At 55.2% G+C, this 25103-nt stretch carries 20 protein-coding genes; 7 read left to right on the top strand and 13 right to left on the bottom strand.

Going from position 1 to position 25103, the window contains the following annotated elements:
- Positions 1–9: 9 nt before the first annotated feature.
- Positions 10–936 (bottom strand): DMT family transporter, encoded by a 927-nt coding sequence (locus ACEQU8_RS10965; protein WP_370263569.1) that lies wholly within the window; start codon positions 934–936, stop codon positions 10–12.
- Positions 937–1017: 81 nt separating this feature from the next.
- Between ACEQU8_RS10965 and ACEQU8_RS10960 the strand changes: the two genes are divergently transcribed.
- Complete coding sequence (locus tag ACEQU8_RS10960) at positions 1018–5994, top strand: PAS domain S-box protein (protein WP_370263567.1); 4977 nt, start codon at positions 1018–1020, stop codon at positions 5992–5994.
- On the opposite strand, the gene ACEQU8_RS10955 is transcribed toward ACEQU8_RS10960, so the two are convergent.
- The 3 genes from ACEQU8_RS10955 to ACEQU8_RS10945 all read right to left on the bottom strand — a co-directional run bounded on the left by ACEQU8_RS10955 (position 5991) and on the right by ACEQU8_RS10945 (position 8663).
- Positions 5991–6503: a hypothetical protein gene (locus ACEQU8_RS10955; RefSeq protein ID WP_370263564.1), complete on the bottom strand. Its 513-nt coding sequence runs from the start codon at positions 6501–6503 to the stop codon at positions 5991–5993. The genes ACEQU8_RS10960 and ACEQU8_RS10955 overlap by 4 nt on opposite strands.
- Positions 6504–6627: 124 nt before the next feature.
- Complete coding sequence (locus ACEQU8_RS10950; RefSeq protein WP_370263562.1) at positions 6628–7950, bottom strand: ATP-binding protein; 1323 nt, start codon at positions 7948–7950, stop codon at positions 6628–6630.
- Entirely contained in the window at positions 7947–8663 is a 717-nt protein-coding gene (locus tag ACEQU8_RS10945) for a heavy metal response regulator transcription factor (protein ID WP_370263560.1), read from the bottom strand. The genes ACEQU8_RS10950 and ACEQU8_RS10945 overlap by 4 nt, the downstream gene beginning before the upstream one ends.
- A gap of 188 nt (positions 8664–8851) precedes the next feature.
- Between ACEQU8_RS10945 and ACEQU8_RS10940 the strand changes: the two genes are divergently transcribed.
- The 3 genes from ACEQU8_RS10940 (at position 8852) to ACEQU8_RS10930 (ending at position 11489) form a co-directional block, all read left to right on the top strand.
- Positions 8852–9163: a hypothetical protein gene (locus tag ACEQU8_RS10940; RefSeq protein ID WP_370263558.1), complete on the top strand. Its 312-nt coding sequence runs from the start codon at positions 8852–8854 to the stop codon at positions 9161–9163.
- A 110-nt stretch (positions 9164–9273) separates the two neighbouring features.
- Positions 9274–10602, top strand: coding sequence for an ABC1 kinase family protein (locus tag ACEQU8_RS10935; RefSeq protein ID WP_370263557.1), 1329 nt, complete (start codon positions 9274–9276; stop codon positions 10600–10602).
- 44 nt (positions 10603–10646) lie between these two features.
- Positions 10647–11489, top strand: a complete 843-nt coding sequence (locus ACEQU8_RS10930; RefSeq protein ID WP_370263555.1) for a phosphatase PAP2 family protein — start codon at positions 10647–10649, stop codon at positions 11487–11489.
- On the opposite strand, the gene ACEQU8_RS10925 is transcribed toward ACEQU8_RS10930, so the two are convergent.
- The 4 genes from ACEQU8_RS10925 to glk all read right to left on the bottom strand — a co-directional run bounded on the left by ACEQU8_RS10925 (position 11371) and on the right by glk (position 15570).
- A complete protein-coding gene (locus ACEQU8_RS10925) occupies positions 11371–12999 on the bottom strand; it encodes a phosphoethanolamine transferase (protein ID WP_370263552.1) in 1629 nt (542 codons plus the stop codon). The genes ACEQU8_RS10930 and ACEQU8_RS10925 overlap by 119 nt on opposite strands.
- A gap of 434 nt (positions 13000–13433) precedes the next feature.
- A complete protein-coding gene (locus tag ACEQU8_RS10920) occupies positions 13434–13907 on the bottom strand; it encodes a MerR family transcriptional regulator (protein ID WP_370263550.1) in 474 nt (157 codons plus the stop codon).
- Positions 13908–13923: 16 nt separating this feature from the next.
- Complete coding sequence (locus ACEQU8_RS10915; protein ID WP_370263549.1) at positions 13924–14547, bottom strand: cation transporter; 624 nt, start codon at positions 14545–14547, stop codon at positions 13924–13926.
- Positions 14548–14616: 69 nt separating this feature from the next.
- A complete protein-coding gene (glk, locus tag ACEQU8_RS10910) occupies positions 14617–15570 on the bottom strand; it encodes a glucokinase (protein WP_370263548.1) in 954 nt (317 codons plus the stop codon).
- Between the two features lie 157 nt (positions 15571–15727).
- Between glk and ACEQU8_RS10905 the strand changes: the two genes are divergently transcribed.
- Positions 15728–16369 (top strand): trimeric intracellular cation channel family protein, encoded by a 642-nt coding sequence (locus ACEQU8_RS10905; RefSeq protein ID WP_370263688.1) that lies wholly within the window; start codon positions 15728–15730, stop codon positions 16367–16369.
- On the opposite strand, the gene ACEQU8_RS10900 is transcribed toward ACEQU8_RS10905, so the two are convergent.
- From ACEQU8_RS10900 to ACEQU8_RS10885, 4 genes are all read right to left on the bottom strand, one after another.
- Positions 16366–19503, bottom strand: coding sequence for an efflux RND transporter permease subunit (locus tag ACEQU8_RS10900; RefSeq protein WP_370263546.1), 3138 nt, complete (start codon positions 19501–19503; stop codon positions 16366–16368). The genes ACEQU8_RS10905 and ACEQU8_RS10900 overlap by 4 nt on opposite strands.
- Complete coding sequence (locus ACEQU8_RS10895) at positions 19500–21116, bottom strand: efflux RND transporter periplasmic adaptor subunit (protein WP_370263545.1); 1617 nt, start codon at positions 21114–21116, stop codon at positions 19500–19502. Before ACEQU8_RS10895 ends, ACEQU8_RS10900 begins: the two co-directional genes overlap by 4 nt.
- Positions 21113–22453: a TolC family protein gene (locus ACEQU8_RS10890; RefSeq protein ID WP_370263543.1), complete on the bottom strand. Its 1341-nt coding sequence runs from the start codon at positions 22451–22453 to the stop codon at positions 21113–21115. Before ACEQU8_RS10890 ends, ACEQU8_RS10895 begins: the two co-directional genes overlap by 4 nt.
- Positions 22454–22543: 90 nt before the next feature.
- Positions 22544–22861 (bottom strand): hypothetical protein, encoded by a 318-nt coding sequence (locus ACEQU8_RS10885; RefSeq protein ID WP_370263542.1) that lies wholly within the window; start codon positions 22859–22861, stop codon positions 22544–22546.
- Positions 22862–22985: 124 nt separating this feature from the next.
- Between ACEQU8_RS10885 and ACEQU8_RS10880 the strand changes: the two genes are divergently transcribed.
- Both ACEQU8_RS10880 and ACEQU8_RS10875 read left to right on the top strand, forming a co-directional pair.
- Positions 22986–23477, top strand: coding sequence for a flavodoxin family protein (locus ACEQU8_RS10880; protein WP_370263687.1), 492 nt, complete (start codon positions 22986–22988; stop codon positions 23475–23477).
- A gap of 132 nt (positions 23478–23609) precedes the next feature.
- Positions 23610–24494, top strand: coding sequence for an alpha/beta fold hydrolase (locus ACEQU8_RS10875; RefSeq protein WP_370263541.1), 885 nt, complete (start codon positions 23610–23612; stop codon positions 24492–24494).
- On the opposite strand, the gene ACEQU8_RS10870 is transcribed toward ACEQU8_RS10875, so the two are convergent.
- Positions 24457–25008: an NUDIX domain-containing protein gene (locus tag ACEQU8_RS10870; protein WP_370263539.1), complete on the bottom strand. Its 552-nt coding sequence runs from the start codon at positions 25006–25008 to the stop codon at positions 24457–24459. The two genes, ACEQU8_RS10875 and ACEQU8_RS10870, sit on opposite strands and share 38 nt — an antisense overlap.
- Between the last annotated feature and the right edge of the window lie 95 nt (positions 25009–25103).

Here is a 25103-nt window from a genome sequence, read left to right as displayed (position 1 = left end):
CAAAAGTTCTCACTCCACCTTTGGTTTGCTGTTTGGCGGGTGTTCAAGCCCGCCTTTTTTTATCGGCGCCCAGGTCACCAAAGCGATGCCCGCCACCACAGGCACAATGCCACCAAAATCCAATAAATTTAAGGGCTCGCCCAGCAACAAAGCCCCCGCCACGAGGCCCAGTGGAGGGCACAGGAACATCCAGACACTGGCGGCGCTGGCTGTACCTCGCTCAAGCATACCGAACCAGATTTGATAACCCGCAATAGAAACCACCAACACCAGCCAAGCCAGGGCAGCAAACAAGGTCCAAGAGAGCGTCACTTGGGCTGGTGACTCCAGCCAAAGGGCCACAGGCAGAAGGGCCAAGCCACTGAACACAATTTGGTAACCCGTGGCCGTGCTTAGATCAAGCTGCACTGGCCAGCGCTTGTACAACACGGTACCAAAGGCCAGGGTGATCAGCGCGCTACCGACCAAGAACAGGCCCATGTCGGTGTCCAGGCTGGAGCCCAAGCGGTTGCGCGCAATGTAGACCACCCCGGCAAAGCCCAGCAACAACCCCAACACCTTGCGCAAGGTGAGGGCATCGCGCAGCAATATGGACGACAACACTGCAACCACAATCGGATTGGCGCTGATGATGATGGTCGACAGACCTGAAGACAGTTGAGTCATGCCGGTCCAGCTCAAACCCAGGTAAAGCGCATGGTTGAGCAAGCCCAAAACCGCTAGAACACCGAAGTCGCGCCACTTCAGGGCCAGACGTTTGCCCTTCGAACGCACCCACAACAATATCAGCGCCCCAGCAATCAGAAAACGTACCGCCAACAACAGCAAGGGTGGGCTGTCTTGCAGACCAAACTTGGCCGCCGGGAATGCGCTGGTCCAAATGAGCACAAACACCAGCGCCGATGCGGTGTTTCTCAAATGTGGGGATTGCCTCATGCCATGAAATCCAGTAATTGTTAAGGCCAAGTATATTGGGGTGTGTGAAACCAAAAAATCGTCGACCAACCCGGAGTGACCATGCTCGACCAAACCCGCCTGCTGCTGGTGGATGACGAAAGACCCCAGTTGGAGGCCTTGAGCAGTCTATTGCAAGATGCAGGCTTTGGCGTGAGGGCTTACCCTGACCCCGAGCAGGCACTGGAGGCTCTGCGGGTGGAGGCTTTTGATCTGCTTTTAACTGATTTGCGCTTGCCCGGCATGAGCGGCCTGGACCTGGTTCAGCAAGCCAAGGCCATCGACCCCGACCTGTGTGCTGTGCTGATGACTGGCCATGGCAGCATACAAACCGCCGTAGACGCCATGAAGGTGGGCGTGCTTGACTACATTTTGAAACCCTTCAAGGTGAGTGACATCATGCCAGTGATTCACCGCGCCTTGGAGGTGCGGCGTTTGCGGCGTGAAAACAAGGCACTGCTGGAGTACATGGCCGACAGCAACCAACGCCTGACAGAGTTGAATGCGGAGCTGGACACTTTTGCCGGGCGGGTGGCGCATGATCTGAATTCGCTGATCCACATCATTCAGGGGTTTGCAGGCAGTTTGCAGCGCCGTGCAGCGAACAAGCTGGATGAGCAGGAACTTCGTTATTTAAATCGAATTGGTGAAACGAGTGAACGAGGCGGGCAACTGGTGTCTGACCTGCTGGCTTTTGCACGACTGGGCACTGGGGATTTAAAGGTTCAAATGGTGGCCTTGGGCGAGGTGGTTGAAAAAGCCCGGGCACAAGTGGAAGCGGGTCAGCAGGAAACAAAAACCATTTGGCACATTGGGCAGATGCCCGAGCTGGAGGGTGATGAATCTTTGCTGGAGCAGGTGTTCACCAATTTGTTCTCAAATGCGGTGAAATTTAGCCAGATTCGGGATGTGCCCGAGATCACGGTGGAGGCCACTGTCGATGGCGAGATGGTTGATATTTGCGTCAGCGACAACGGCGCAGGTTTTGACCCAGACAAAATTGACCGACTGTTCAAGCCGTTTCAGCGCTTGCACAACGCCCATGATTTTCAAGGGCATGGCATGGGGCTGGCCAATGTGAAGCGCATCATTGAACGTCATGGGGGGTACATACAAGCGCACTCGGTGCCCGGCGAAGGCGCAAGTTTTACATTCACCCTGCCCATGCGACATCGCAAAGCGGACAAAACGCAGCCCACCCCCCCCGTTAAAACCACGCCTCGCATTGTGGGCCTGGCCAGGCACCCCAAGCGCATGGAATTGCTGGATGCCTGCGTGGAGCGCTTAAATGACATTGTGATGATCACCGAGGCCAGCCCGCTGACCTCTCCAGGGCCTCGAATTGTTTATGTGAATTCGGCCTTTGAGCGCATCACAGGCTACCGTCGAGAAGAGGTGATTGGTAAAAGCCCGCGCATGTTGCAAGGGCCATTGACTGACCCCGATACGCTAAAGAGCATTCGGGCGGACCTGGAGCAAGGCAAATCGGTGCACACCGAACTGGTGAACTATGGAAAAAGCCGCAAGCCGCACTGGCTTGAAATGGATATTGTACCGGTGGTGGCCGCCGACGGCAGCGTGCCCTACTTTGCCTCCATACAGAGGGACATCACAGAGCGACGTAAAGCCGCCGACCATTTGGCCCGCACAGAGGCGTTGCAGCGCATTGGTGGTCGCCTGGCCAGGCTGGGCGGCTGGGCCATTGACCTTGACGAGCCTTTGAAATTGTATTGGTCGGAGGAGATCTTTGACATGCTGGACTTGCCGCAAGGCCAGTTGCCAGCCAGCTTCGAAGAAGGCATGAAGTTCTACATTGGGAAGTGGCGTGACCTGGTGCATCAGGCCCTGTTGAAATGCAGCAGGGAAGGTACACCCTTTGAAATGGAGCCCGAGTTGGTGAGCAGCACAGGCAGGCGATTTTGGGCCCGGGTGGTGGGTGAGGCGGTGCGCAACACGCAGGGTGAGATTGTGCGAGTGCAGGGGGCCTTCCAGGACATCACGGAGTCGAAGGTTAATGCCTTAACCCTGAAATACATGAATGGGCTGCTTGAGGCTCAACAAAAGCTGCACGATGCAGCCCGAAAATTTACCCAACCCAAGACGCTCTACCAACAAGTGTGCAGTATTTTTTGCGCCAAGGGCGGGCTGCCGCTGGCTTGGGTTTGCGAGTACGACAAAGCCGTCGGGGACCTGCGCGTGCTGGCAGCCGATGGTGCACAACAAGAGTTTGTGCCCCGCATCATGGCGTCGACCACCCTGCCCAAAGACGATGTGTTGGTACAACGCCTTCGCAGCGGTTCGCTCTATATTTGCCAAAACGTGGCCGATGAACCCCAGGCCACCATGTGGCATGCCCAAGCCTTGCAAGAGGGCTTGGAGTCTTTTGCCATTTTGCCCATTCACGCTGATGGGCTGCTAAGGGCCAGTTTGGTGCTGTTTGGCTCTGGCGTGCATTTTTTCACCCCAGAAGTCACGCAACTGCTGAAAGCAGTGAGCAACAATTTGTCTTTCACCCTGGACAGGATTATTCACGCCGACGAGCGCAATAAAAATGCCGAGCGCTTAAAACTACTCGAAACCTGTGTAGAACGCTTGAACGACATTGTGATCATCACCGAGGCCGAACCAGTGAATGACCCAGGCCCGAGAATTTTGTATGTGAACGAGGCCTTTGTGCGTCGCACCGGCTATTCGCGCGAGGAAGTGATAGGACAAACACCCCGAATTTTGCAGGGTGAACAGACCCAACGCGATACCCTGGACCGCATTCGCAAAGCCCTGCAGGAATGGAAACCCGTTCGGGAAGAGTTGATCAACTACACCAAGAACGGCGAGACCTTTTGGCTGGAGTTGGACATTGTACCGGTGAGTGACGAATCGGGCTGGTACACGCATTGGGTGGCCATTGAACGCGACATCACGGAACGAAAGCACGCCGAAGCGGCTTTGAAGGAGGGCCAAGAGCGTTTCCGCCTGGTGGCCAGCGCCACTCGCGACAGCATTTGGGATTGGGACATTGTGAACAATCAATTGTGGTGGAGCGATGGCTACGAGAAGCAATTTGGGCATCGCATTGACAAGTTCACGCCAATTCTTGGATCGTGGAAATCCCGAGTGCATCCCGATGACCTGGACCGTGTGTTGAAAAGCCTGAACGAGGCTCTGGAAAATGGCCAGGAACGATGGCAGGAGGAGTACCGCTTTTTGCATGGTGATGGTGGTTGGGTGGATGTGCTGGACCGCGGCAATATCATCCGCAACAGCAAAAACAAACCTATCCGAATGATTGGCGGACTAACGGACATGACCCACATCCGCCAATCGGAGCGACGCAGCCGTGCCCAGTTGGCCAGAATGAATTTGCTGAACGAAATCACACGCGCCATTGGTGCCCGGGATGACCTGGCCAGCATTTACCAGGTGGTGAGCCGATCGATTGAACGGGAACTACCGGCCGACTTTAGCCTGACGGCGGCCTATGACCCTGATGCGCAAACCATCACCTTCATGTCCATGGGCGAGAACACCGAACCCATGGCTGCTGAAATTGGGTTCTTTTTACACCAGCCCGTGCCCGCCCGGGGCGTGCACCTGGCACGCGCCATTGCCGGGGAGTTTGTTTACCAGCCCAACCTGGGGAGCAGCTTTTGTCTAACCGGCGAGGATATGCACGGCAAAGCAGGGCTGGACAGCATGGTGCTGGCGCCATTGATGAAAGACGGCAAAGTGCTCGGAGTGATCGCCGTGGCCCGCCGAGGTTTGAATGCCTTTTCGCAAGAGGAACTGGATTTTTTAAGGCAACTGGCTGAACACGTGGGCCTGGCGCTGGCACAAACCAGCTTGCTCAAAGAGCTTCAGAGTGCCTACGACAACCTGCAGCAAACCCAACAACTGGTGCTGCAACAGGAGCGTTTGCGCGCACTGGCCGAAATGGCAGGCGGTATTGCCCACGACATCAACAACGCCATTTCGCCTGTGACCCTGTACACCGATGCCCTGCTCAACAGTGAAGTGGGCTTGTCTGAACGCGGTAAAAAACAACTGTCGACCATTCAATTGGCCATCGAAGATGTGTCTCGCACCGTGGAGCGCATGAGTCAATTTTCCCGCGGTCGCGCCGATTTGCCCACCCTGTCACCAATCAACATTGCCCAAATTTGCGAACAATGCCGGGAGCTGACACGGGCGCGCTGGCACGACATGCCGCAAAAAAGCGGACTGCGCATTGCATTCAACTTGGAATGCGAAACAGGAATCCCACCCGTTGAGGCGCCAGAATCGGAACTGCGCGAGGCGCTGATTAACCTTATTTTCAATGCGGTGGACGCCCTGCCCACCGGCGGGCGCATCGTATTGAAGGCACAGATGAAAACCTGTGAAAAACAAAGCTGGCTTTGCCTGTCGGTACAGGACAACGGCATTGGCATGAGCGAAGAAACCCGCAAGCGCTGCCTGGAGCCTTTCTACACCACCAAAGGCGAACGAGGCACCGGGCTGGGCCTTGCCATGGTGTACGGCATTGTGCAGCGCATGCAAGGCAAGGTGGACGTAGACAGCCGTGTGGGCGAAGGCACCACCGTTACCTTGTGTTTACCTGCACACGCACGTCTGCAGGCCAAAGCTCCTGAACCTGCTGCCCTCGCTGCGCCAACGGGCCCCATGCATGTGCTGTTGATTGACGACGACGTGAAGGTGCTGCAAGCCTTGGCCGATGGCCTGCGCGCACGTGGGTTTTACGTGAGTGTGTGTGAGTCGGGGCGCGAGGGTGTGCAAACTTTTGAACACGCCCTGCAAACCCAACAGCCTGTGGATGTGGTGATCACCGACCTCGGCATGCCAGGCATGGATGGTATTCGGGTTTCAGAGGCGGTGCGAGCCATGGCACCCAAGTGCCCGATTTACATGCTCACGGGCTGGGCCAGGCAATTGGATTTTGAACATGAGTCTATGCGGCATGTGAACAAGGTGCTGGCCAAACCGCCAAAAATCTCGGAGATTGTGGCGGCTTTAAATGAACTTCAACCCCAGCGCAAGGCTTAAATGTTGCTGGATGCAGTCGAAGACTTGACCAGTTGGGGTTCGTCGTCTTTGGGCCAGCGAAATTCATAAAACCCCTGCTGACCATTGATGGTGTATTCAAATTGCCCTTGAACGGCCTTTCGCCCCAGCGAGAGGTGAAACTGACAACGGTTGGGGGCATCGCAACCATGTTGATTGAGCAATGCCTCCACCGACGGGTCGATCAGCGGTGCCGTCATCATGCCCGTGGTGGTCATGACATACACGCCTTTGTTGTGCTCGCAGTGGCTTTGCATCAGGCTAACGCCAGTGCCCTCGAAGCGAAACTCACATGCATTCTTGCCCGCGTAGGCCAGAGTACGCTCAATGGGCGCTTGCATTTTGTAATTCTGAAAGCCCATGAAGGCAGCGCCAAGGGCCACCACCACCATTGCAAAGACCACAACCAATACAAGAAATTTTTTAAGGCCTGCGTACTTGGGGGGTGGATTAAACAGGGAGCCGTGGCTGGAGTGATTACGCTTGAACATGGGCAGCACACCTGACAAAAAGAGTGGTTAAAGAGCGATCCTTTACCGTCAACGCGCCCAAAGCCCGAAGGTTTACTCCGCAGGCGAACTCACTATGATTAAGGTGTAACCCAGACCTTTCAGTTTAAACGCGCCTTACTGTAAATCCGATTCGCACCCACTGACCATCACATTGAGCAAACGGCTCACCTCCATGCAGGCGAGCGATGGCCGCCACAATTGCCAAACCCAGACCGTGATTTTGCCCACTTTCGCTTCGCGATTTATCAACGCGATAAAACGGCTCAAACAAATGAGGAACGCTGTTTTCTGGAATACACTCGCCTTCGTTGCTGACCGTAAAACGCACCAAGTGATTGGCTTGCTCGTGATCGATTTTGATTTGAATAGTGCTTTTTGGATTGGCATATCTAATGGCATTAGAAACCAAATTGGATAAGGCACGCTTAATCAACTCAGTGTCCACCCGAGCACTGGCATCCCCCCGTAGCTCAAAGTGCAGTCCTTTTTCTTCAAGCATGGCTTCCATGTAATCCATCACAACCATGACGGGCTGACTCAGCTTGTCAATCAACCGGAAGTCTTTGTATTGCCCTTGGCTGGCATGCGACAAAAACAGCATACTTTGGATGATGCGGTTCATGCGCTGTAATTCTTCAAGATGGCTATGCAATGCTTCTTTCAAATGATCCGGATTTGGGTATTTTTCACGAAGCAATAGCTCATGACTCACAGTCAGACTTGAGAGCGGGGTATTTAGCTCATGCGCCACATTTGAATTAAACGAACGCAGCTGTTCTTGATGCTGTTCAACCTTGCACATCAATCTATTGAACTGCTCGATCACCGGATAAAGCTCTTCCGGTTCCCCGTCCCCTTTGATTCGCAAGCTTAGATCCGATGGGTCAAGCTCAGAAATTTTTCGGCCGAATTTGTTCAATGGTTTTAATTCAAAGCGAGCGAGTGTTCCGCTTAGCAACATCACCAAGACTCCCCATACCAAAGCGGCCACTGCAAACATTGCTCCGATGAAATTCAAAAACTTCCTGTCTTCGGAAATGTCCATCGCTAACTCTAGACGCTGGATCGGCATGGCCCCACCAAGATTTTCCAGGGGAAAGAAGAGTGTTTCTTTGTGTTTAACTTGACTCAACAAGACCTGTGGACCATACAAAACCTGACCTTCCACGCCGTAAACCTTGGCGCGTACATTGCCTATGCTGACCAGTAGTTCGTCCACTCTCCTCCACATTTCTGTGGGTAACAACTCGCTGTTGCGGGTCAACACTTGTTCAATTGCTACAGCAGCACGTTCAAGTGCCTCTTGGTGACGCACTTCTTGCCACATCCACACGCAGTGGTAGCCGAAAAACGCGATCAACACCACCCCAAAAATACTGAGGACCGACATTTGCAAAGACGAACGTTTAGCGATCGAACGCCTCACGATGATAGGTTCTCCGTGTTCGGCTCAACCACCCTTTGCTCCAAGACGTAACCCATGCCACGCACAGTGTGCAAAAGCGGAAGATCAAAGGGCTCATCCATTTTGCTTCGTAGGCGGCGAACTGCGACATCTACCACATTGGTTTCACTGTCAAAATGCATATCCCACACCAGCTCGGCCAATTCAGTACGGGACAGCACTTCGCCTTTTCGACGCAACAGTAACCACAACAAACTAAACTCTTTTGCCGTGAGGCGAAGGTCTTGCCCAGCACGCTTTGCTTGGCGTTTTACCGCATCCAACTCCAAATCGGCCAAACTTAAATGGCTTTTCTCTGCCGACGTGGTTGTTAGTCCCTGAGTACGGCGTGCCAAGGCATGAACACGCGCCACCAATTCAGAAAAAGCAAATGGTTTGGTGAGGTAATCATCTGCGCCGGCCTGCAAACCCTTGACCCTGTCTTCAACCATTGAACGAGCGGTCAGCATGAGCACAGGAATGTTGATGTTTTGACGCAAGGCAGCCAACACACCCAATCCATCCAGATCGGGAAGCATGCCATCCAAAACAATCAGGTCGTAAAGGCCCTCCGTGGCCAAATGCAAACCGTCAATGCCGGTGTGTGCAACATCCACCACAAATCCTTCTGAACTGAGGCCTTTTTGAAGATAACTGGCCAGCTTCTTTTCGTCTTCAATTACCAGGATTTTCATGGCTTATACGGTATTCGAAGTGAACATACATAGCGTTAAGTATATGTGTCGATTGATTTTTTTTAAATTACAAATTTGTAATTTTTCTGTGGGTGCTTGGTAATTTGAGTTTGCGTAAAGTGTGAATTGTGCCAACGCATTAATGCAACGGCAAAAGTTTTATGAAGTCATTCAAAAGGAGTATTACCATGAATACACGTCGCTTGATCGCTACTTCCGTACTTGCCTTTTCCGCCTCTCTGCCAGCTGTGGTCTTGGCCAATCCCGCGACCCAACAGGGTGATGGAACAGGTCATGTCTACAGTGCCTCTAATGTTCTTCCCCAGGCTACCCGTCAAGCCGTATTGAACGAGTATAAAAAGGCGGTGAAAAATGGCGACCTCGATATTGCAGCGGGTGACGCGTCCATCATCGAACAAACCTTCAAATCAACAGTCACTCGTGCCGAGGTGTTGAGCAAAATCGATCGTGTTGACCTGACTCAAGGCGATGCAACCTAATTCTTTGAAGCTGGTTTCCTTGGCCAGATATTGAGGGGCGCCCGCGGTTTCCATTGCAGGCGCCTTTTGCTTTAACATGAATGCCTTACTTGCGCTAAAGCAGTTTTTTCATGTCGTCTAGCAAGAAACCTCTAGCCCCTGGCAATACAAATGAGTCAGCAGTCCCCGCCAGCCGACTGGCCCGCTTGAGCCGTTTTGGGGCTTTGGCAACCACCGTGGCTGGCTCGGTAGTAAAAAACGGCACCAAGCAACTGGCCATGGGCAAACGCCCACGCCTCAGCGACCTATTACTCACCCCAAAAAATGCCAAACGCGTGGCCGAGCAATTGGCCAACCTGCGGGGAGCGGCCATGAAGCTGGGGCAGTTGATCTCCATGGACACCGGGGACATATTGCCACCCCAACTGACCGAGATACTGGCCCGCCTGCGGCAAGACGCCAAACACATGCCACGCGCCCAGTTGCTCGGTGTGCTACAGGCCGAATGGGGAAGCGACTGGCAAAGCAAAGTGAAAGAATTCGACCTGGTGCCCATGGCTGCCGCCTCGATTGGCCAAGTGCACAAAGCGGTGAGCCTGAATGGTGACTTGCTTGCCATTAAAATTCAGTACCCCGGCGTGCGCGACAGCATCAACAGCGACATCGACAATGTGGCCAGTATTTTAAGATTCACGGGCTTGGTGCCGAAAACTTTTGATTTAACCGCCCTGCTGAAGGAAGCCAAAAAGCAATTGCACGAAGAGGCAGACTACCTGCGGGAAGCCAATTGCATTGAGCACTACACCCGGGCTTTGGGCGACCACGCTGCTTTTGACCTGCCCACAGTTGAACGTGACTTAAGCACCAAAAACATTTTGGCAATGCGCTACCTGGAAGGCCAGCCCATAGAGGCACTTGCTGACGCGCCACAGGCTGAACGTGACAAGGTGGCCGGCCATTTGTTTGAGCTGCTGTTTTTAGAGCTGTTCAACATGCGGCTGATGCAAACCGACCCCAATTTCGCAAATTACCGCTACAACCCCAAAACAGGAAAAGTGGTTCTTCTGGATTTTGGGGCCACCCGTGCTTTTACAAAAAAACTGGTGCATGGATACGAGTTGGTGATTAAAGCTGCGCTGAAGAGCGACCGGCATGGCCTGGAAAAAGCAGCCATGCACATAGGCTATTTTGACGACACCACCATGCCCCATCACCGCGAGTTGGTGCTAGACCTGATGGAGTTGGCCTGCGTGCCGCTGTGCACACCCGGTGGTTTTGCATTTGGCACCACGGACCTTGCAGCACGCATTCGCGACAAGGGCATGGCCCTTGCTGATGACCGAAAATTTTGGCACGCCCCGCCGGTGGACTGCCTGTTTATACACCGCAAGCTGGGTGGTTTATTTTTGTTGGCCAACCGCTTGAAGGCCAAGGTCGATATCAAAAACATGGTGCTTTAGCCGTGAGCAAGATCTGCGCTAAGCCACCCCTGTGATATTCCGAATTGGTCATCCCAATTGGTATTAATCAACCGTCAATTCGTTCTTTCACTATTCAGTTGAAAGCCAATCAAGTGGGCATGGAGATCAGCTTGCTCTGGAAACAACCTTTTCACACTAAACACTGGGCAGTCTGGGCATTGCTGGGTGTATTCATTTTTTTTCTCAACCGCTACACCGGCGGGGATCAAGCCTTGTCCAATGTGTTTTTTGACCCGCAAGCATCTGTTTTTCCGCTGAAGCAAAACCGTGTGCTCAGTCTGCTGTTGCACGACGGCTTGCGCTGGGTTGCAGCACTAATCTGGCTGGGCTTCTTGTCGCTTCTGAGCCTGCAATCGGTTAGGCAAAGCCAGGGCAGGGAAATTGTTTTCATCCTGATAACCAGTTTGCTTGCTTCCCTGGTGGTGAGCGTGCTGAAAGCCCAGTCTGCACACAGTTGCCCTTGGGATTTATACCAATATGGAGGAACGGCCGACTACTTTCGACTGTTCCAGCACACCCCGGTTGTTGCCAACCCGGGGCCTGGGAAATGCTTTCCCAGCGGGCATGCGTCCACAGCATTCATGTGGATTGTGCTGCTTTACAGTTCAATGCCCTGGCTAAAGCAGCGACGCTCCCGGTTGACCATTGGCGTGATGGTTCTGGGTGGCCTTGCAGGCGGAGTTCAGATTGCCAAAGGGGCCCACTTTGTAAGCCATGTGCTGGCCACCGCCTGGCTGTGCTGGGGCGTTACTTTGCTTGCTGTTGCTGTTCGAAATACGCTTTCACGGCACTGGTTCGCTGGGTACACACCGAACTTTCCACCTCAAAAGTCAACATTAGGGAACAAAACAGATCGTCGTGGGTGAAGGGGTAATCCTTGACCAGCTTCAAATCATTGAGGTGATAGTCAAAGTTTTTACCAAACCACAAAAGCGATGCAACATGGGTTTGTTCCTTGGGCGAAAACAGGTAAGGTGCGCCGTGCAGGTACATGCCTTTTTCGCCTAGCGATTCACCGTGATCACTCACATACAGCATCGCGGTTTCATGGCTTGCATCAAATTTTTTCAGCAATTCAATGGTTTTTGCCAGAAAATAATCGGTATACAGAATTGCATTGTCGTAGGCGTTGTTGATTTCTTCATCCGTGCATTTTGACAACTCATTGGTTTTGCACACGGGTGTGAAACGCTCAAATTCTGGTGGGTATCGTTTGTAATAAGCAGGGCCATGATTGCCCATTTGATGCAGCACGATCAGCAAGTCTTTGCCGGGGTGTTTGCGTATGTGGTCTTCGAGGCCGTCCAGCATACCAATGTCCCGACATTCAGAATCGCACACCGGGTTAATGGCAGGGTCGCGAAAATTCTCATAAGGCAAGCGCGTAGCAACACCTTTGGAGTCTGAATTGTTGTCGCGCCACAAAATTTCAACGCCTTCGCGCCTTAGCACATCAAGCACATTTTCGAATTCATTCACCATTTCACCATCAAAGCCCTCGCGCCCAGCCAGAGAGAACATGCAGGGCACCGACACTGCGGTCGACGTACCGCAAGAGGTGACATGGGTCAGCGATACCACCTCTTCTTTGGCCAGAGCCGGATTGGTATTTTTTCCATATCCGTTGAGCGAGAAACGGTCGGCCCGGACGGTTTCGCCCACCACCAGAATCACGAGCTCTTTCAGATGAGGCGCGGGTTCATCGTTCAATCTCGCATCAGGCGCCACAGCTTGAACAACAGTGGGTGCAACGCTGCCTTTCAGTTTGCTGCTAACCAGGCGAATGGCAGAGTAGGTGAAATAGGTTGGGTTTGCGTAAAAGCGCAGGCTTTTGTGTTCACGGAAAAAAGACGCGTACTGGGATGTGAAAGGAACGACAAGCAACGCCATGGCAAGCAGCAAACACACACTGAACAAGGTTTTGGAACGCATTTCAGTGAGCAAGCCTTCTGCCTTGGGCATGCGACGCAGTACCCACCAGGCCGGCAACAGACCAAGCCCAAGCAAGTACAACAGCAGGGACACTGAAAACAGGTCGCCTGCTTCGGCCGCGTTGGTTTGCAATGTGTTTTCCAGCATGGTCTGGTCAATTACCGTGCCGTAGGCCGACATGAAATACGCGGCCATGCTGGAAGCCAGCAGGTAAAAAGCCAGTACCCACCTGGCTGCACGTCCATGGCACAGCCAAACCAACAACAAAGTGGTGGCCAGCGTAAACAACAAAAACACGGATGCTAGAAACAGCAGGTTGCCTTCGCTAGGCGGATACACATCCACAAGCCTGCCGAGGAAGCTGCCGTTGGCGAAAGCCATGATGAAAATCGACACGCCCGCGATCCAGCAGTTTGTGGGGCTTAAAACTTTGCGCAACAACATTGTGTTGGTCCTGGTCGATTCCATTAAAAAAATGCCACCATGCTTTCCGTGTCGGCCAATTGTACCTTTGCAAACCATGGCTGACTTTTCTTCACACTTTGCATGGACGGATTTTACTTATTTATATATGATTAACAATTCATATATAAATAACATGATGTCAGACTTTTTCGATCGTTTGGCACTTACGTGGCACAACCCAAAGCCTTAATGATGGGACAACCGGTCGAACCCCCGCATTGTGCTGCCCGGGCTTAAAAAAGCCCGGTCATTCATTACTTCATGCGCACAGCGGGCATGCGGCCAAGGCCGCAGTCACCAAGCCAAACACGCCAACGGTAGCAGCAAACAATTTAACTTTCATAATAAAAACTCCTTTAAAGCACGTGGGAACATTCCCAAACTTCATGGTGAATGTTCCAGTCACTGGAAGGTCAATCCTTTTTTTTGTCACCATCAGAGACAGGCAAAATGTAGTCTGCAATCAAAAACTCGCCTTGCGGCTCATCGGGCGCGTCGGCAAACCGGGAAGCAATTGCCGCGTTGTTGCTGCGAATCTCAAGCAACTTTTCTTCAAGACTCTTCAGGCTGTGCTGCAGTTCACGCACTTCATCCAACTTGCGTTTCAATAACTCATCCACCTTGCTTCGCGCTCCACATCCGCAAGAGGGGCCTTGATCGTAATGCTCAAGAACAGACTGAATTTCCTTGATCGAGAAATCCAGTTCGCGGGCCTTCTTGACAAAATCCAGCCGGGACAAGTCTTCTTGCGCAAACACACGATTTTTGCCCTTGCTGAACCAGGAGCCAGAATCCGCCCGCTGCGGAGCAATCAAGCCCTGCTCCTCGTAAAACCGGATTGTTTTGGGTTTTAAGCCCAATTTTTTGGAAACATCACTGATTTTCATGTTAATTCCTATGGCCTTAACTGCTAATTTCCGCCCGCGCTTGGCGAATCACGCTGATGGATGCGCTCAGGCCCAAAGAGGCCATCAGCGCAGCCACCACCAGGTCGGGCCAGGCGGTTTGGCTCACCCCCACCAACAAGGCGGCAGCCAGCACGGCCAGGTTGCCGATTGCATCATTGCGGCTACATAACCAGACCGAACGCATATTTGAGTCCCCGTTGCGGTACCGATACTGGATGGCGGCCACACCCACGTTTACAACCAACGCCATCGCGCCGACCACGCCCATGGTCGCATACGAAGGTACATCTCCCTGAAAAGCAGCATATGCGGCAAAGGCCAATACGCCAGTGCCATACAAACCCATGGAGATGCCCTTGAGCAAGGCCGCTTTGGCCCGCGTTTGCAGGGCCATCCCCAAGACGAAGAGCGACAAAGCGTAATTGGCCGCATCGCCCCCAAAGTCAAGCGAATCCGCCAACAGCGACACCGAGCCGGCCGACCAACTGGCGCCGACTTCAATGAAAAACATGGTCGCATTGGCGATGAGGGCGATCCACAGCACCTTGCGGAACCCCGGGTCGATGGCGGCGCTTTGAGTGGCGTCATTGGCATGGCAGTGGTGCTGGCAACCGGGCATGTTGAATCCTTGGCATTGATTTTAAATAACTTAATTCACTGTATTGGAAAGCCTGACACCATGGCAAGGTCAAGCGGCTTGGCTCAACAAAGCCGCCGCCCCATGAAGCGCCGCATGGGGAGCCGTGCACAGGTGCACAGGCACATCCGCCACGTAGCCCTGGTAGCGCCCCTTGGCCATAAACCCCTCCAGAAAAGCGGCTTGCACCATGGCAAACGGCAAACGCGGCAATAGGCCACCGCACAAATAAACGCCACCGCGCGCACCCAAGGCCAACACCTGGTCGCCGGCCACCGACCCCAAAATGCTACAAAAGCGATGCGCTACGGCGCTGGCCAAAGCATCACCTTGTTTGGCGGCCTCCACAATGCTGGGTGGATCACCGCATACAGGAGGCTGGGCTTGAATGTCTGCCATGGCTCGGTACAGGTTGAGCAAGCCCGGGCCGCTTAAAATACGTTCCACCGATGCTCGCCCAAATTGCTCGTTTAGCCGGGTCCATACGGCAACATCCAGTGCGTCACGTGGCGCAAAGCCAACGTGACCACCTTCCGCGGGCAAAGCGAGCCATTGATCACCATGGCGCACCAATGCCGCTGTGCCCAGGCCCGTGCCCGGTCCAATCACGGTTCGGGGAGCTTGAGGGTCGCCGTTGCCCTGTTGCAAGGTGCAAAAAGAGTCTGGAGCAATCACAGTCATGCCCATGGCCATGGCTTTGAAATCGTTCACAAGCAGCATTCTCGAAAAACCCAATTCATGCTGAAGCGCTTGCTGCGAAAACCTCCAGTGGTGATTAATCATCTGCACTTGATCGCCCAACACAGGCGCGGCCACCGCGATGCAAGCATTCTGCACGCCGTTCAAGCCTTGGCTTTGAAGGTAATGCCTTAAGGCATGTTGCAAGGTGTCAAAGTGCGCCACAGGCAACACCGCCATGTGGAGCAAAGCGCCAGTGTGTTGGCACACCAATCCAAACCGCGCGTGGGTGCCACCAACATCGCCCACCAAAGCAAAAGCCGCCATACCCCTATACCCCAAAACCATCCTTCGCAAGAATACCACCGGGTGCAAAATGCGACGCCTGCAGGCACGGGGCGCTGGCAGAGGTTTGCGCGGGCTTGGCCTACGCACCCGCCTGGTGCACAATGCAGGCGTTTACCCACCCAAACCCCCTGTGACAATGTCCTTAGACCCCAGCCCCTTGAGCCAGCACATTCAATTGGCCATTGAAGTGGTGGCCACCTTTGCATTTGCGCTCAGCGGCATTTTAGAAGGCGCGCGCAAACGGCTGGATGCCGTGGGTGTTTGCGTGGTGGCCTTTTTGGCTGCATTTGGCGGAGGCACGCTGCGCGACCTGCTGCTGGATGTACGCCCGTTTTTTTGGGTGAAGTACATTGAGTTGCTCTGGGCCGTGTTTGTGCTTTGCATTCTGGCCATGTTGTTTATGCGCCAACGGCATTTTGAATTTACAGAGCGGGCAATTCAGTGGCCTGATGCGCTGGGTCTGGGCCTGTTTACCGCCGCTGGGGTGTTTCAAGCCATCACCATGGACATGCCACCCTTGGTCGCCGTGTTCATGGGGGTGATCACAGGCGTGTTTGGCGGAGTACTGCGCGACATTGTGTGCAACGAAATTCCCAACGCCTTTAAAGACCACCGCCCCTACGCCATTTGCGCCTTCGTGGGCGGCTGGGTGTACATTGGCCTGCGCGAGTTGGGTTGCCCCGCCTACGTGAACATGCTGGGTTGCGTCACGGCCACGCTGGGCTTGCGGGTGTGGGCGGTGTGGCAGGATGTTCGCCTGCCACAGTGGCGCAATTAAGCACTGCCCTTGCTGGCCTGCCCACGGCGCAGCAGCAAAAACACCGCAGGGATGACAAACATCGACAACAAAGGCGCGCTGATCATGCCGCCCACCATGGGCGCGGCAATACGTTGCATCACCTCACTGCCCGTGCCCGTGCCCCACATGATGGGAATAAGCCCAGCCAAAATGGTAAGCACCGTCATGGCCTTGGGGCGCACCCGCAGCACCGCCCCTTCGCGAATGGCATCCAGCAAGTTTTCCTCGCCCAACTGCCCCTGCGCCATGCGCTTTGCCCAAGCCTGGTTAAGGTAGAGCAGCATGATGACCCCAAACTCGGCCGCCACGCCCGCCAAGGCAATAAAGCCCACGGCACCCGCCACAGACAAGTTAAAGTCGAGCATCCACAGCAGCCATGCGCCTCCCACCCCGGCCAATGGCAGGGTGCCCATGATGAGGGCAGCTTCGTCCATGCGCTTGAAGGTGGTGTACAGCAACACAAAAATAATGAGCAAGGTGAAAGGCACCACCAGCTTTAGCTTTGCAGTGGCGCGTTCCAAAAATTCAAATTGCCCCGACCACGACACGGAATAACCGGGTGGCAAGTTCACCTGCTCGCGCACCACTTGCTGCATGTCTTTCACGGTGGATTTGAGGTCTCGCCCGCGAATGTCGATGTACACGTAACCAGCCAGGCGAGAGTTTTCGCTGCGCAACATGGGGGGCCCATCGGTCACCTGAATGCGCGCCACCTCACCCAGCACAATTTGCCGACCCGCCGGGGTGTACACGGGCAGGTTGCGTAGGCCGTTCACAGAATCCCTCAGTTCCCTGGGGTAGCGCACATTGATGGGGAAACGCTGTAAACCTTCCACGGTTTCCCCGATGTTCATGCCACCCACCGCACTGGCGATGATGGCCTGCACATCGGCAATGTTCAGCCCATGGCGAGCGGCCAGTTGACGGTCGATGTCCACGTCGATGTACCGACCCCCGGTGAGTCGCTCTGCAAAGGCGCTGCTTACACCTTCAAGATTTTTAACAGCTTGTTCAACCTGCACCGAAATTTGATTGATGGTTGCAAGGTCAGGTCCAGTGACTTTAACGCCCACTGGGCTCTTAATGCCCGTGGCCAACATGTCGATGCGGTTGCGAATCGGCGGCACCCAAATGTTGGTGAGGCCAGGCACGCGCACAATGCGGTCCAGTTCCTCCACCAGTTTGTCGGCCGTCATGCCTTCACGCCATTGGTCCTTGGGTTTGAATTGAATGGTGGTCTCGAACATTTCCAAAGGCGCAGGGTCGGTGGCGGTTTCAGCGCGGCCTGCTTTGCCGTAGACGCTTTGCACCTCAGGCAAGGTTTTAATAAGCCGGTCGGTCTGCTGAAGCAATTCTGCAGCCTTGCCCACCGACAACCCCGGGAGGGCCGTGGGCATGTACAACAGGTCACCCTCATCCAGCGGTGGCATAAACTCTGTGCCCAGTTGAGCAAGGGGGTACAAGCTGACGACCAGGAGCACAGTGGCCGCGGCCACCGTGGCTTTTGGAAACCGCAGAACCACATCCAGTGCAGGCCGGTATGCGGCGATCAGGCCACGATTTAAAGGGTTGTCTTCCTCGCGGGGAATTTTTCCGCGAATCAGGTAACCCATCAGCACCGGAATCAAGGTGATGGCCAAGCCCGCCGCCGCAGCCATGGCGTAGGTTTTTGTGTAGGCCAGGGGTGCAAACAGCTTGCCCTCCTGCGCCTCCAGTGTGAACACTGGAATAAAACTCAGCGTGATGATAAGCAGGGAAGAGAACAGTGCGGGGCCCACCTCGACAGCGGCGTTGCCGATCACCTGCCAACGCTTGGGCCCTTGCAGGGTTTCACCCGGGTGGTCGTGCCCCCACTGCTCAAGGTGCTTGTGGGCGTTTTCGATCATGACCAGCGCGGCATCCACCATGGCACCAATAGCGATGGCAATGCCGCCCAGGGACATCACATTGGCATTTACGCCCTGCTGCTCCATGACAATAAACGACACCAATACACCCAGCGGCAGCGACACAATCGCCACAAAGGCAGACCGAAAATGCAGCAAGAACACAAAGCACACCAAGGCCACCACAATGAATTCTTCAATCAGCTTGTTGCTGAGGTTGTCAATGGCGTTGTTGATCAGGGTTGAACGGTCATAAACCGGCACAATTTCAACGCCTTCGGGCAGGCCAGCTTTCAGGCTCTCAATTTTGGCCTTCACCGCATCGATGGTTTGCAACGCATTTTTGCCACTGCGCATCACCACCACGCCACCCACCGATTCGCCCAGGCCGTTGAGCTCACCAATGCCTCGGCGCATGTCCGGCCCCACTTGGATGTAGGCCAAGTCACCCAGTTGCACCGGGATTCCTGCCGCCGTGGTTTTTAAGGGAATGGCTTTGAAGTCTTCAAGGTTTTCAAGATAGCCGGTGGCGCGAACCATGTATTCGGCCTCGGCCATTTCGATCACCGAACCGCCGGCCTCCTGGTTGGCTTGGTTGATGGCGGTGATCACCTCGTTCAAGGTGATGCCATAGCCAGCCAGCTTTTGGGGGTCAATCACCACTTGGTACTGCTTTACAAAACCACCGATGGACGCCACCTCGGCCACGTTTTCGACGGTTTTTAATTCGTAACGCAAAAACCAGTCTTGCAACGCCCGCAACTGGGCAATGTCCAAATTGCCGGTGGTGTCGGCCAGAGCATACTGGTACACCCAACCCACGCCGGTTGCGTCGGGCCCCAGCACACTTTTGGCCGCCGCTGGCAAACTGCTTTGCGCCTGGTTTAAATACTCCAACACGCGGGAGCGGGCCCAGTACAAATCCACACCATCTTCAAAAATGATGTACACAAAGCTGTCACCAAAAAACGAGAATCCCCGCACATCCTTGGCCCCGGGCACCGATAGCATGGTGGTGGTGAGCGGGTAGGTGACCTGGTTTTCCACAATTTGCGGCGCTTGGCCAGGGTAGCTGGTGCGAACAATGACCTGCACATCCGACAGGTCAGGCAGCGCGTCCAGGGGAGTTTTGTACAAGGACACCACACCCCATGCGCTCACGATGAGGGTGGCAATCAACACAAGCAGCCGATTGGCAATCGACCACCGAATGATGCTGGAAATCATTGTGCCCCCCCTCTGGATGGTGTGCTCTTGGGCTGAATGCTGACCACGGCGGGAATGTCGTCTTCCACCAAGCGGAATTCCATGTCGACGCTCGACCCGGCTTTCAGGCTGGAGCGTGGCACCTCAACCTCGGCAGGCAGGGCAAAGTCCATGGTCATCTCGGGCCACCCCAGGCTGGGCATGGGCGGGTGGGTCACAGTGATGTAATCTTCCCCAACAGCCTCCACCACCGCATCGGTGCGATGCACGGCAGCGCCAGGGTCATCGGTGTTCAGGCGCGCCTCCAGGCCACGCAGGCTGGCTTCAGAATCAATCAGGAACTGGCCAGACAAAACCACGCTCTGCCCCGCCTTCAAACCCTGCAGCACCTCGGTTTGCCCGCCCTGTTCCAGGCCTGTTTTAATTTCAACCGGCGAGAAGCGCCCGTCCTCCCCAGCCAACATCACCACCGATCGCTTGCCCGTTCGAATGATCGCCTCGCTGGGCACCAGCACCCCTTCACTGCGTTGACCGCCCAGCAAAGTGGCCTGCACAAACATGCCGGGCAACAACAATTGCTTGGGATTTTTCAACACCATGCGTGCCAACACAGTGCGGGTGTTGGGGTTGACCTGTGGCAACACAGCCTGCAACTCACCTTCAAATTGCTGGCCTGGCAAAGCCTGGGCTTGGGCCTTGATGCTCATGCCCGGGCGCACCAACGCAGCTTGAGCCTCTGGCACCTCGGCCTGTACCCACACCGTAGACAAACCATTGATATCCATCAAGGTGCTGCCTGCTTGCACGGTCATGCCTTCGCGCACCATCAAGTCGGTGACCACCCCAGCTCGAGGGGAGGTGATGGCGATTCTGGGTTGCACCTTGCCACTTTGCTCAACCAAGCGAATTTGCGCCGGGCTCATGCCCACCTGCCGCATGCGCTGGCGTGCCGCTTCCAGCAAGGGCTCGAGGCCTTGGCCTTGCATGCGGGCAATGGCTAAAAATTCTTCCTGCGCGGCCACCCAGTCTGGCACGTACAGGGTCAACAAAGGCTGGCCTGCCTTGACGGTGTCCAGCGTGGCCGTCACGTTGAGCTTTTCCACAAACCCAGTTGCGCGGGACTGGATAACCACCCGCTCGCGCTCATTCCACTGCACCGTGCCATTGGTGATCACCTCGGTGGCCAAAGCGCCTTGGGTAACAACGGCTGTGCGTATGCCCAGATTTTGTTGCACCCGGGGGCTGATTTGAACCGAGCTTGCATCAGCAACGCCAGCGCCAGCGTAGGCAGGCACCAACATCATGTCCATGAAAGGGCTTTTGCCCGGAGAGTCAAACTTGCGACCCGGCACCATGGGGTCGTGGTAATACTGAACCACCAGCCCGGTTTGCGGATCCACATCCCCGGCCTTGATGCCAGTGGCCATGTGGCGGCGAGTGGCTGCCTCACCTTGGGGAATGGTCCAGTTGGCAGGGTTGTCAGCCACCCCGCCTTCGGTGTTGGTTTGCGCCGCGCCAATTGGGGCAGACATCATTTGCATGCCTTGACTCATGCCCAAAGCCCACAGGCCATAGCCACCACCAGCCAAGGCGCCAGCGGCCAACACGGCCATTGCAATGTGTGTTTTTTTCATGGTTGCACCTCGGGAGGGATCAGGTATTCAAGTTGTGCCCACAAGCGGGCGGTTTCCATTTCTATGCGAAGCTTCTCCATGCGCATGTCCAAAGCCATTCGGCGGGCAGCCAACACATCGCCCAACCCACCGGTGTTACCGCGGTACGCCGCCAGTGCAGCCTCGGTGCGTTGCTGGGTCAAGGGAATCAAGCTGCGGTCAAAGTCCTCCAGACGCTTCAGGTTGCTCTGCCAGGTTTGTTGCCAACGCTGAACTTGCAACACCTGTTTCCGAAGCATCTCCGTGCGCTCAGCCTGGGCTTGAGCAGCCCGGGCATTGGCTGCAGCCAGGGCTTGGTTTTGCCGCTGGTCTTCATCCACAAACAATGGGCGGGATGCGCCCAAGGTCAACATGTCTGAAAAAGCGGGCCCTCGCCCCGCGTACATCACCGAGACAGTCCAGTCGGCGGTTTTCTCCTGCTGCCTTACCTCAGCCTCGGCATATAACTGTTGGGCAAGGGTTTGAAGCGCCAACACCTGGGGCTGCCTGCCCAACTCGGCTTGAAGGTTCTTGCCGGCCAACGCCGTGCGCTTAATATCAACCGCCATCAATGACCTGAAGGGGGCGACATCCCCCAACCAACGGGCCAACTCAGCAGCGGCATTTTGCAACTGCGATTGCGCGTCCAGAATGCGCACGTCCATCAAACCCAATTCAGTTTGGGCAGCAAACCAGTCGGCCTGAGCCCCACGGCCAGCGCGGTACAAGGCATCGGCCGCCTGCACCTGTAAAGCCAACTCGGTGCGTTGCTGTTGCAACAGTTCAAGCATGGCTTGAAGGTAAAAGTGATCCAGGTAAGCCTGGGCGGCGCCCATGCGCAATTCGCTTAGCGCCTGCCACTTTCGCACCTGCTCCAGGTCTGCCCCCTTGCTGAACACATCGGCTTGGGCCAGACGCTTGTTTTGCCGGGTGAGTGTTTGCGACAAGCCCACCCCCCGCATGGTCATGAAATCAGCGCCGAGGCTGAATTGATCAGGCCCATCGGCCGGAATATTGCTGACCTCTAACATCAGCATGGGATCGGGCAGCTGCGAGGCAGCGACCGCCTGGTGGCGCGCCGCCTGCATGGCGGAATCTTGTGCGCGCAGGGCCTGCGAATGCTGCTCTGCCAGTGCCAAGGCTTGGGCTAGCGTAAGCACTGTGTTGTCGACAACACCAGGCGCATCAGCCAAGGCCTGTGCCAAGGTGTATTCGACGTTGTCAACCCGCTCGGGCGATTCTGCCCTGGCCGGGCCCCACGCCAAGACCATGGCCTGAGCGGCGCAAGCGAATATTTTTAAAGGTTTAATTGCCAACATGGGTGCCTCCAGTGCAGCGCAAGGCTGCACACAAACCAAACGGGGGCCATGCCGCATGTGCGGTGGCCCAGTTAAATCGGGGTTGGGGCTTTAGCCGCGGGGCGGCCGGTCTGGCGAACTGGGATGTAAATTCAGGGCCAAGGGGTGAACCGTGGGCACATGCACGGCGGCCATGGCCAATGATTTAAAAGGCACGTCGGCGTGAATTAATGAGGGCACTGCACAGCACACGGGCGAGGCCACTGTGCATGGGTCATTTGCGTCTTGGGAGCTTGCATCCGAGACCACAAGCTCGATCGCCCCGCGATCGCCCATGCCTTGGCCTTCGTCACAACATGGCATGGCCTGCGCCAGGCTCTGAAAGAGCAGCGCAAACAACAGCATGGCACTGACGGTGACTCGACGCATGACAGAATCGTACTTAACAACGCAAAAATGCTATCACAATGCCGCCGCACATGGCACCCTTCCTTAAATGCCACGCCAATGGCCCGTGGCATACTGAAAACACCTAGTCATGCCCGATTTGACCATGAAAACCCTGCTGATCGCTTACCACTCCCGCACTGGGGCCACGCATGCCATGGCGCAAGCTGTAGGCAACGGCGCCAGCGCTGAAACCAATGTGAAGGTGCTGGTTCAGCCTGCAACCGAGACCACCAGCGAGCATGTACTGCAAGCCGACGCCTACGTGTTTGCTGCGCCCGAAATGCTGGGCAGCATGAGCGGTTTAATGAAAGATCTGTTTGACCGCACCTACTACGACGTGCTGGATCAAATCAATGGTCGCCCTTTTGCCACCGTGGTGTGTGCTGGCAGCGATGGGCAGGGTGCTGTTCGACAAATCCAAAGAATAGCCACTGGCTGGCGGCTTAACGCCATAGCACCAGCCCTTGTGGTGTGTACCCATGCCCAAACTGCGCAAGCCATTTTGGCCAAAAAGCAACTGGGGGCCAGTGACCTTCAGCGTGGCTTTGACCTGGGTGAAGGGTTTGCTGCAGGGCTTGCTCAAGGAATTTTTTGATACTACGCATGTGTAGCATTCATTCATCGTGCGCAACAAAGTGTTGCGTATTGGGTCACTGACCCGGCAACCGTTGCCAATTACACTGTGGCCCTTGGTTTTCTGAATCAATCCGATGCAAAAGGAAAGCACGTGAGCCAAATCAACCCTGTTTCCATTCAAGCCCAAGGGGCAACCCTTGCCGGGGTAATCTATCAACCCCAAAACCCATCGGCGCTCACACCCATTTTAATCGCGCCTGCCACGGGCATCACGCAGCGCTTTTACAAGGGATTTGCCACATGGTTAATGGAGCAAGGGCACACGGTGCTCACCTTTGACAATCGTGGAATTGGTGCCTCGTTAAATGCGCCACATGTGCGGCAAAGCACCGCCAAAAAGCAAGACTGGGGGCTCTACGACATGCCTGCAGCGCTGGATTTTTTACTGTCGCACACCGGGGCTCAAAAAGCCTGGTTGATTGGCCACAGCGCTGGAGGCCAGTTGCTTGGCTTGATGAACAACCACCATCGAATCGAGCGCGCTTTGGCCGTGGCCTCATCATCAGGTTATGTCAAGCGCCTGCGTTGGCCGGGGCGAATTTCGGCTTGGCTCATGCTCAAACTGATGATTCCCTTGACCGCCAACACCCTAGGTTATGTGCCTTCCAAAAAATTCGGTTGGGGCGAAAACCTGCCCAAGGGGGTGGGTTTGCAGTGGGCCAAATGGTGCAGCAGCCCGGGCTACGTCGAAAACGAATTTGGCCAAGGGGTGCAAGAACATTTTTACCGGCAGTTGAACACACCCTTGGTGTACTTGTATGCCAGCGATGACCCCATTGCCACCCCGGCCAATGTGCAAGACATCATGCGGCTGGCCCCTCAAGCGCCGGCGCGCATGATTGAAATAAAACCCGAACAATTCAAACTGCCCGCCATTGGGCATGTGGACATGTTCCGCCCCAGCCACCGGGCCATTTGGCCGCACATGCTGGCTCAACTCAAGCATCCCACTGTTGCATCCACAGTGCCGCAATAATTGTTTTTACATCGCTCACCTGCCCCGCCCGAATTTGAGACAGCAATTCGGCGGGTTCCACCAGCACCACATCCAAAAACTCGTTGTGGTCCAGTTGCCGTTCTTGCAAAGTAAGACCACGCGCCACATACAACTCGATTTTTTCGGTCGAGTACGATATCACCGGGTGAATGGTGGTGATAAAGTCCATGCGCTGCGCCACATAGCCAGTTTCTTCCAGCAGTTCGCGGTGCGCCGTGGCCAGGGGGTCCTCGCCCGGGTCAATTTTGCCCGCAGGAATCTCTAAAAACACGCGGTGCAACGGGTATCGAAACTGTCGCTCCAGCACATACCGACCATCGTCCAAAATTGGCAAAATGGCCACGGCCCCTGGGTGCACCGTGTATTCGCGCACCGATTGTTCGCCATTGGGCAAGCGCACTTCATCACGATTGACCTTCATCAACTGCCCATCAAAAACACGGGTACTGGCGATGCAGGTTTCTAGAAGGTGGGGGTCTTTGTCGCTGCTCATAGGCCATCCTCAGACCACAAAGCCCCGGCTCGCAGAGCCATGGCCGTGGCCGATGGCGGGCCGTAGGTGCCACTGGTGTAGGGCACAGGCACCAT

This window comes from Limnobacter sp. (assembly GCF_964228395.1).
Taxonomy (GTDB): Bacteria; Pseudomonadota; Gammaproteobacteria; order Burkholderiales; family Burkholderiaceae_B; genus Limnobacter.
The sequence above is the reverse complement of the archived record's forward strand: the minus strand, read 5'-3'. Positions and strand labels throughout refer to the sequence as shown.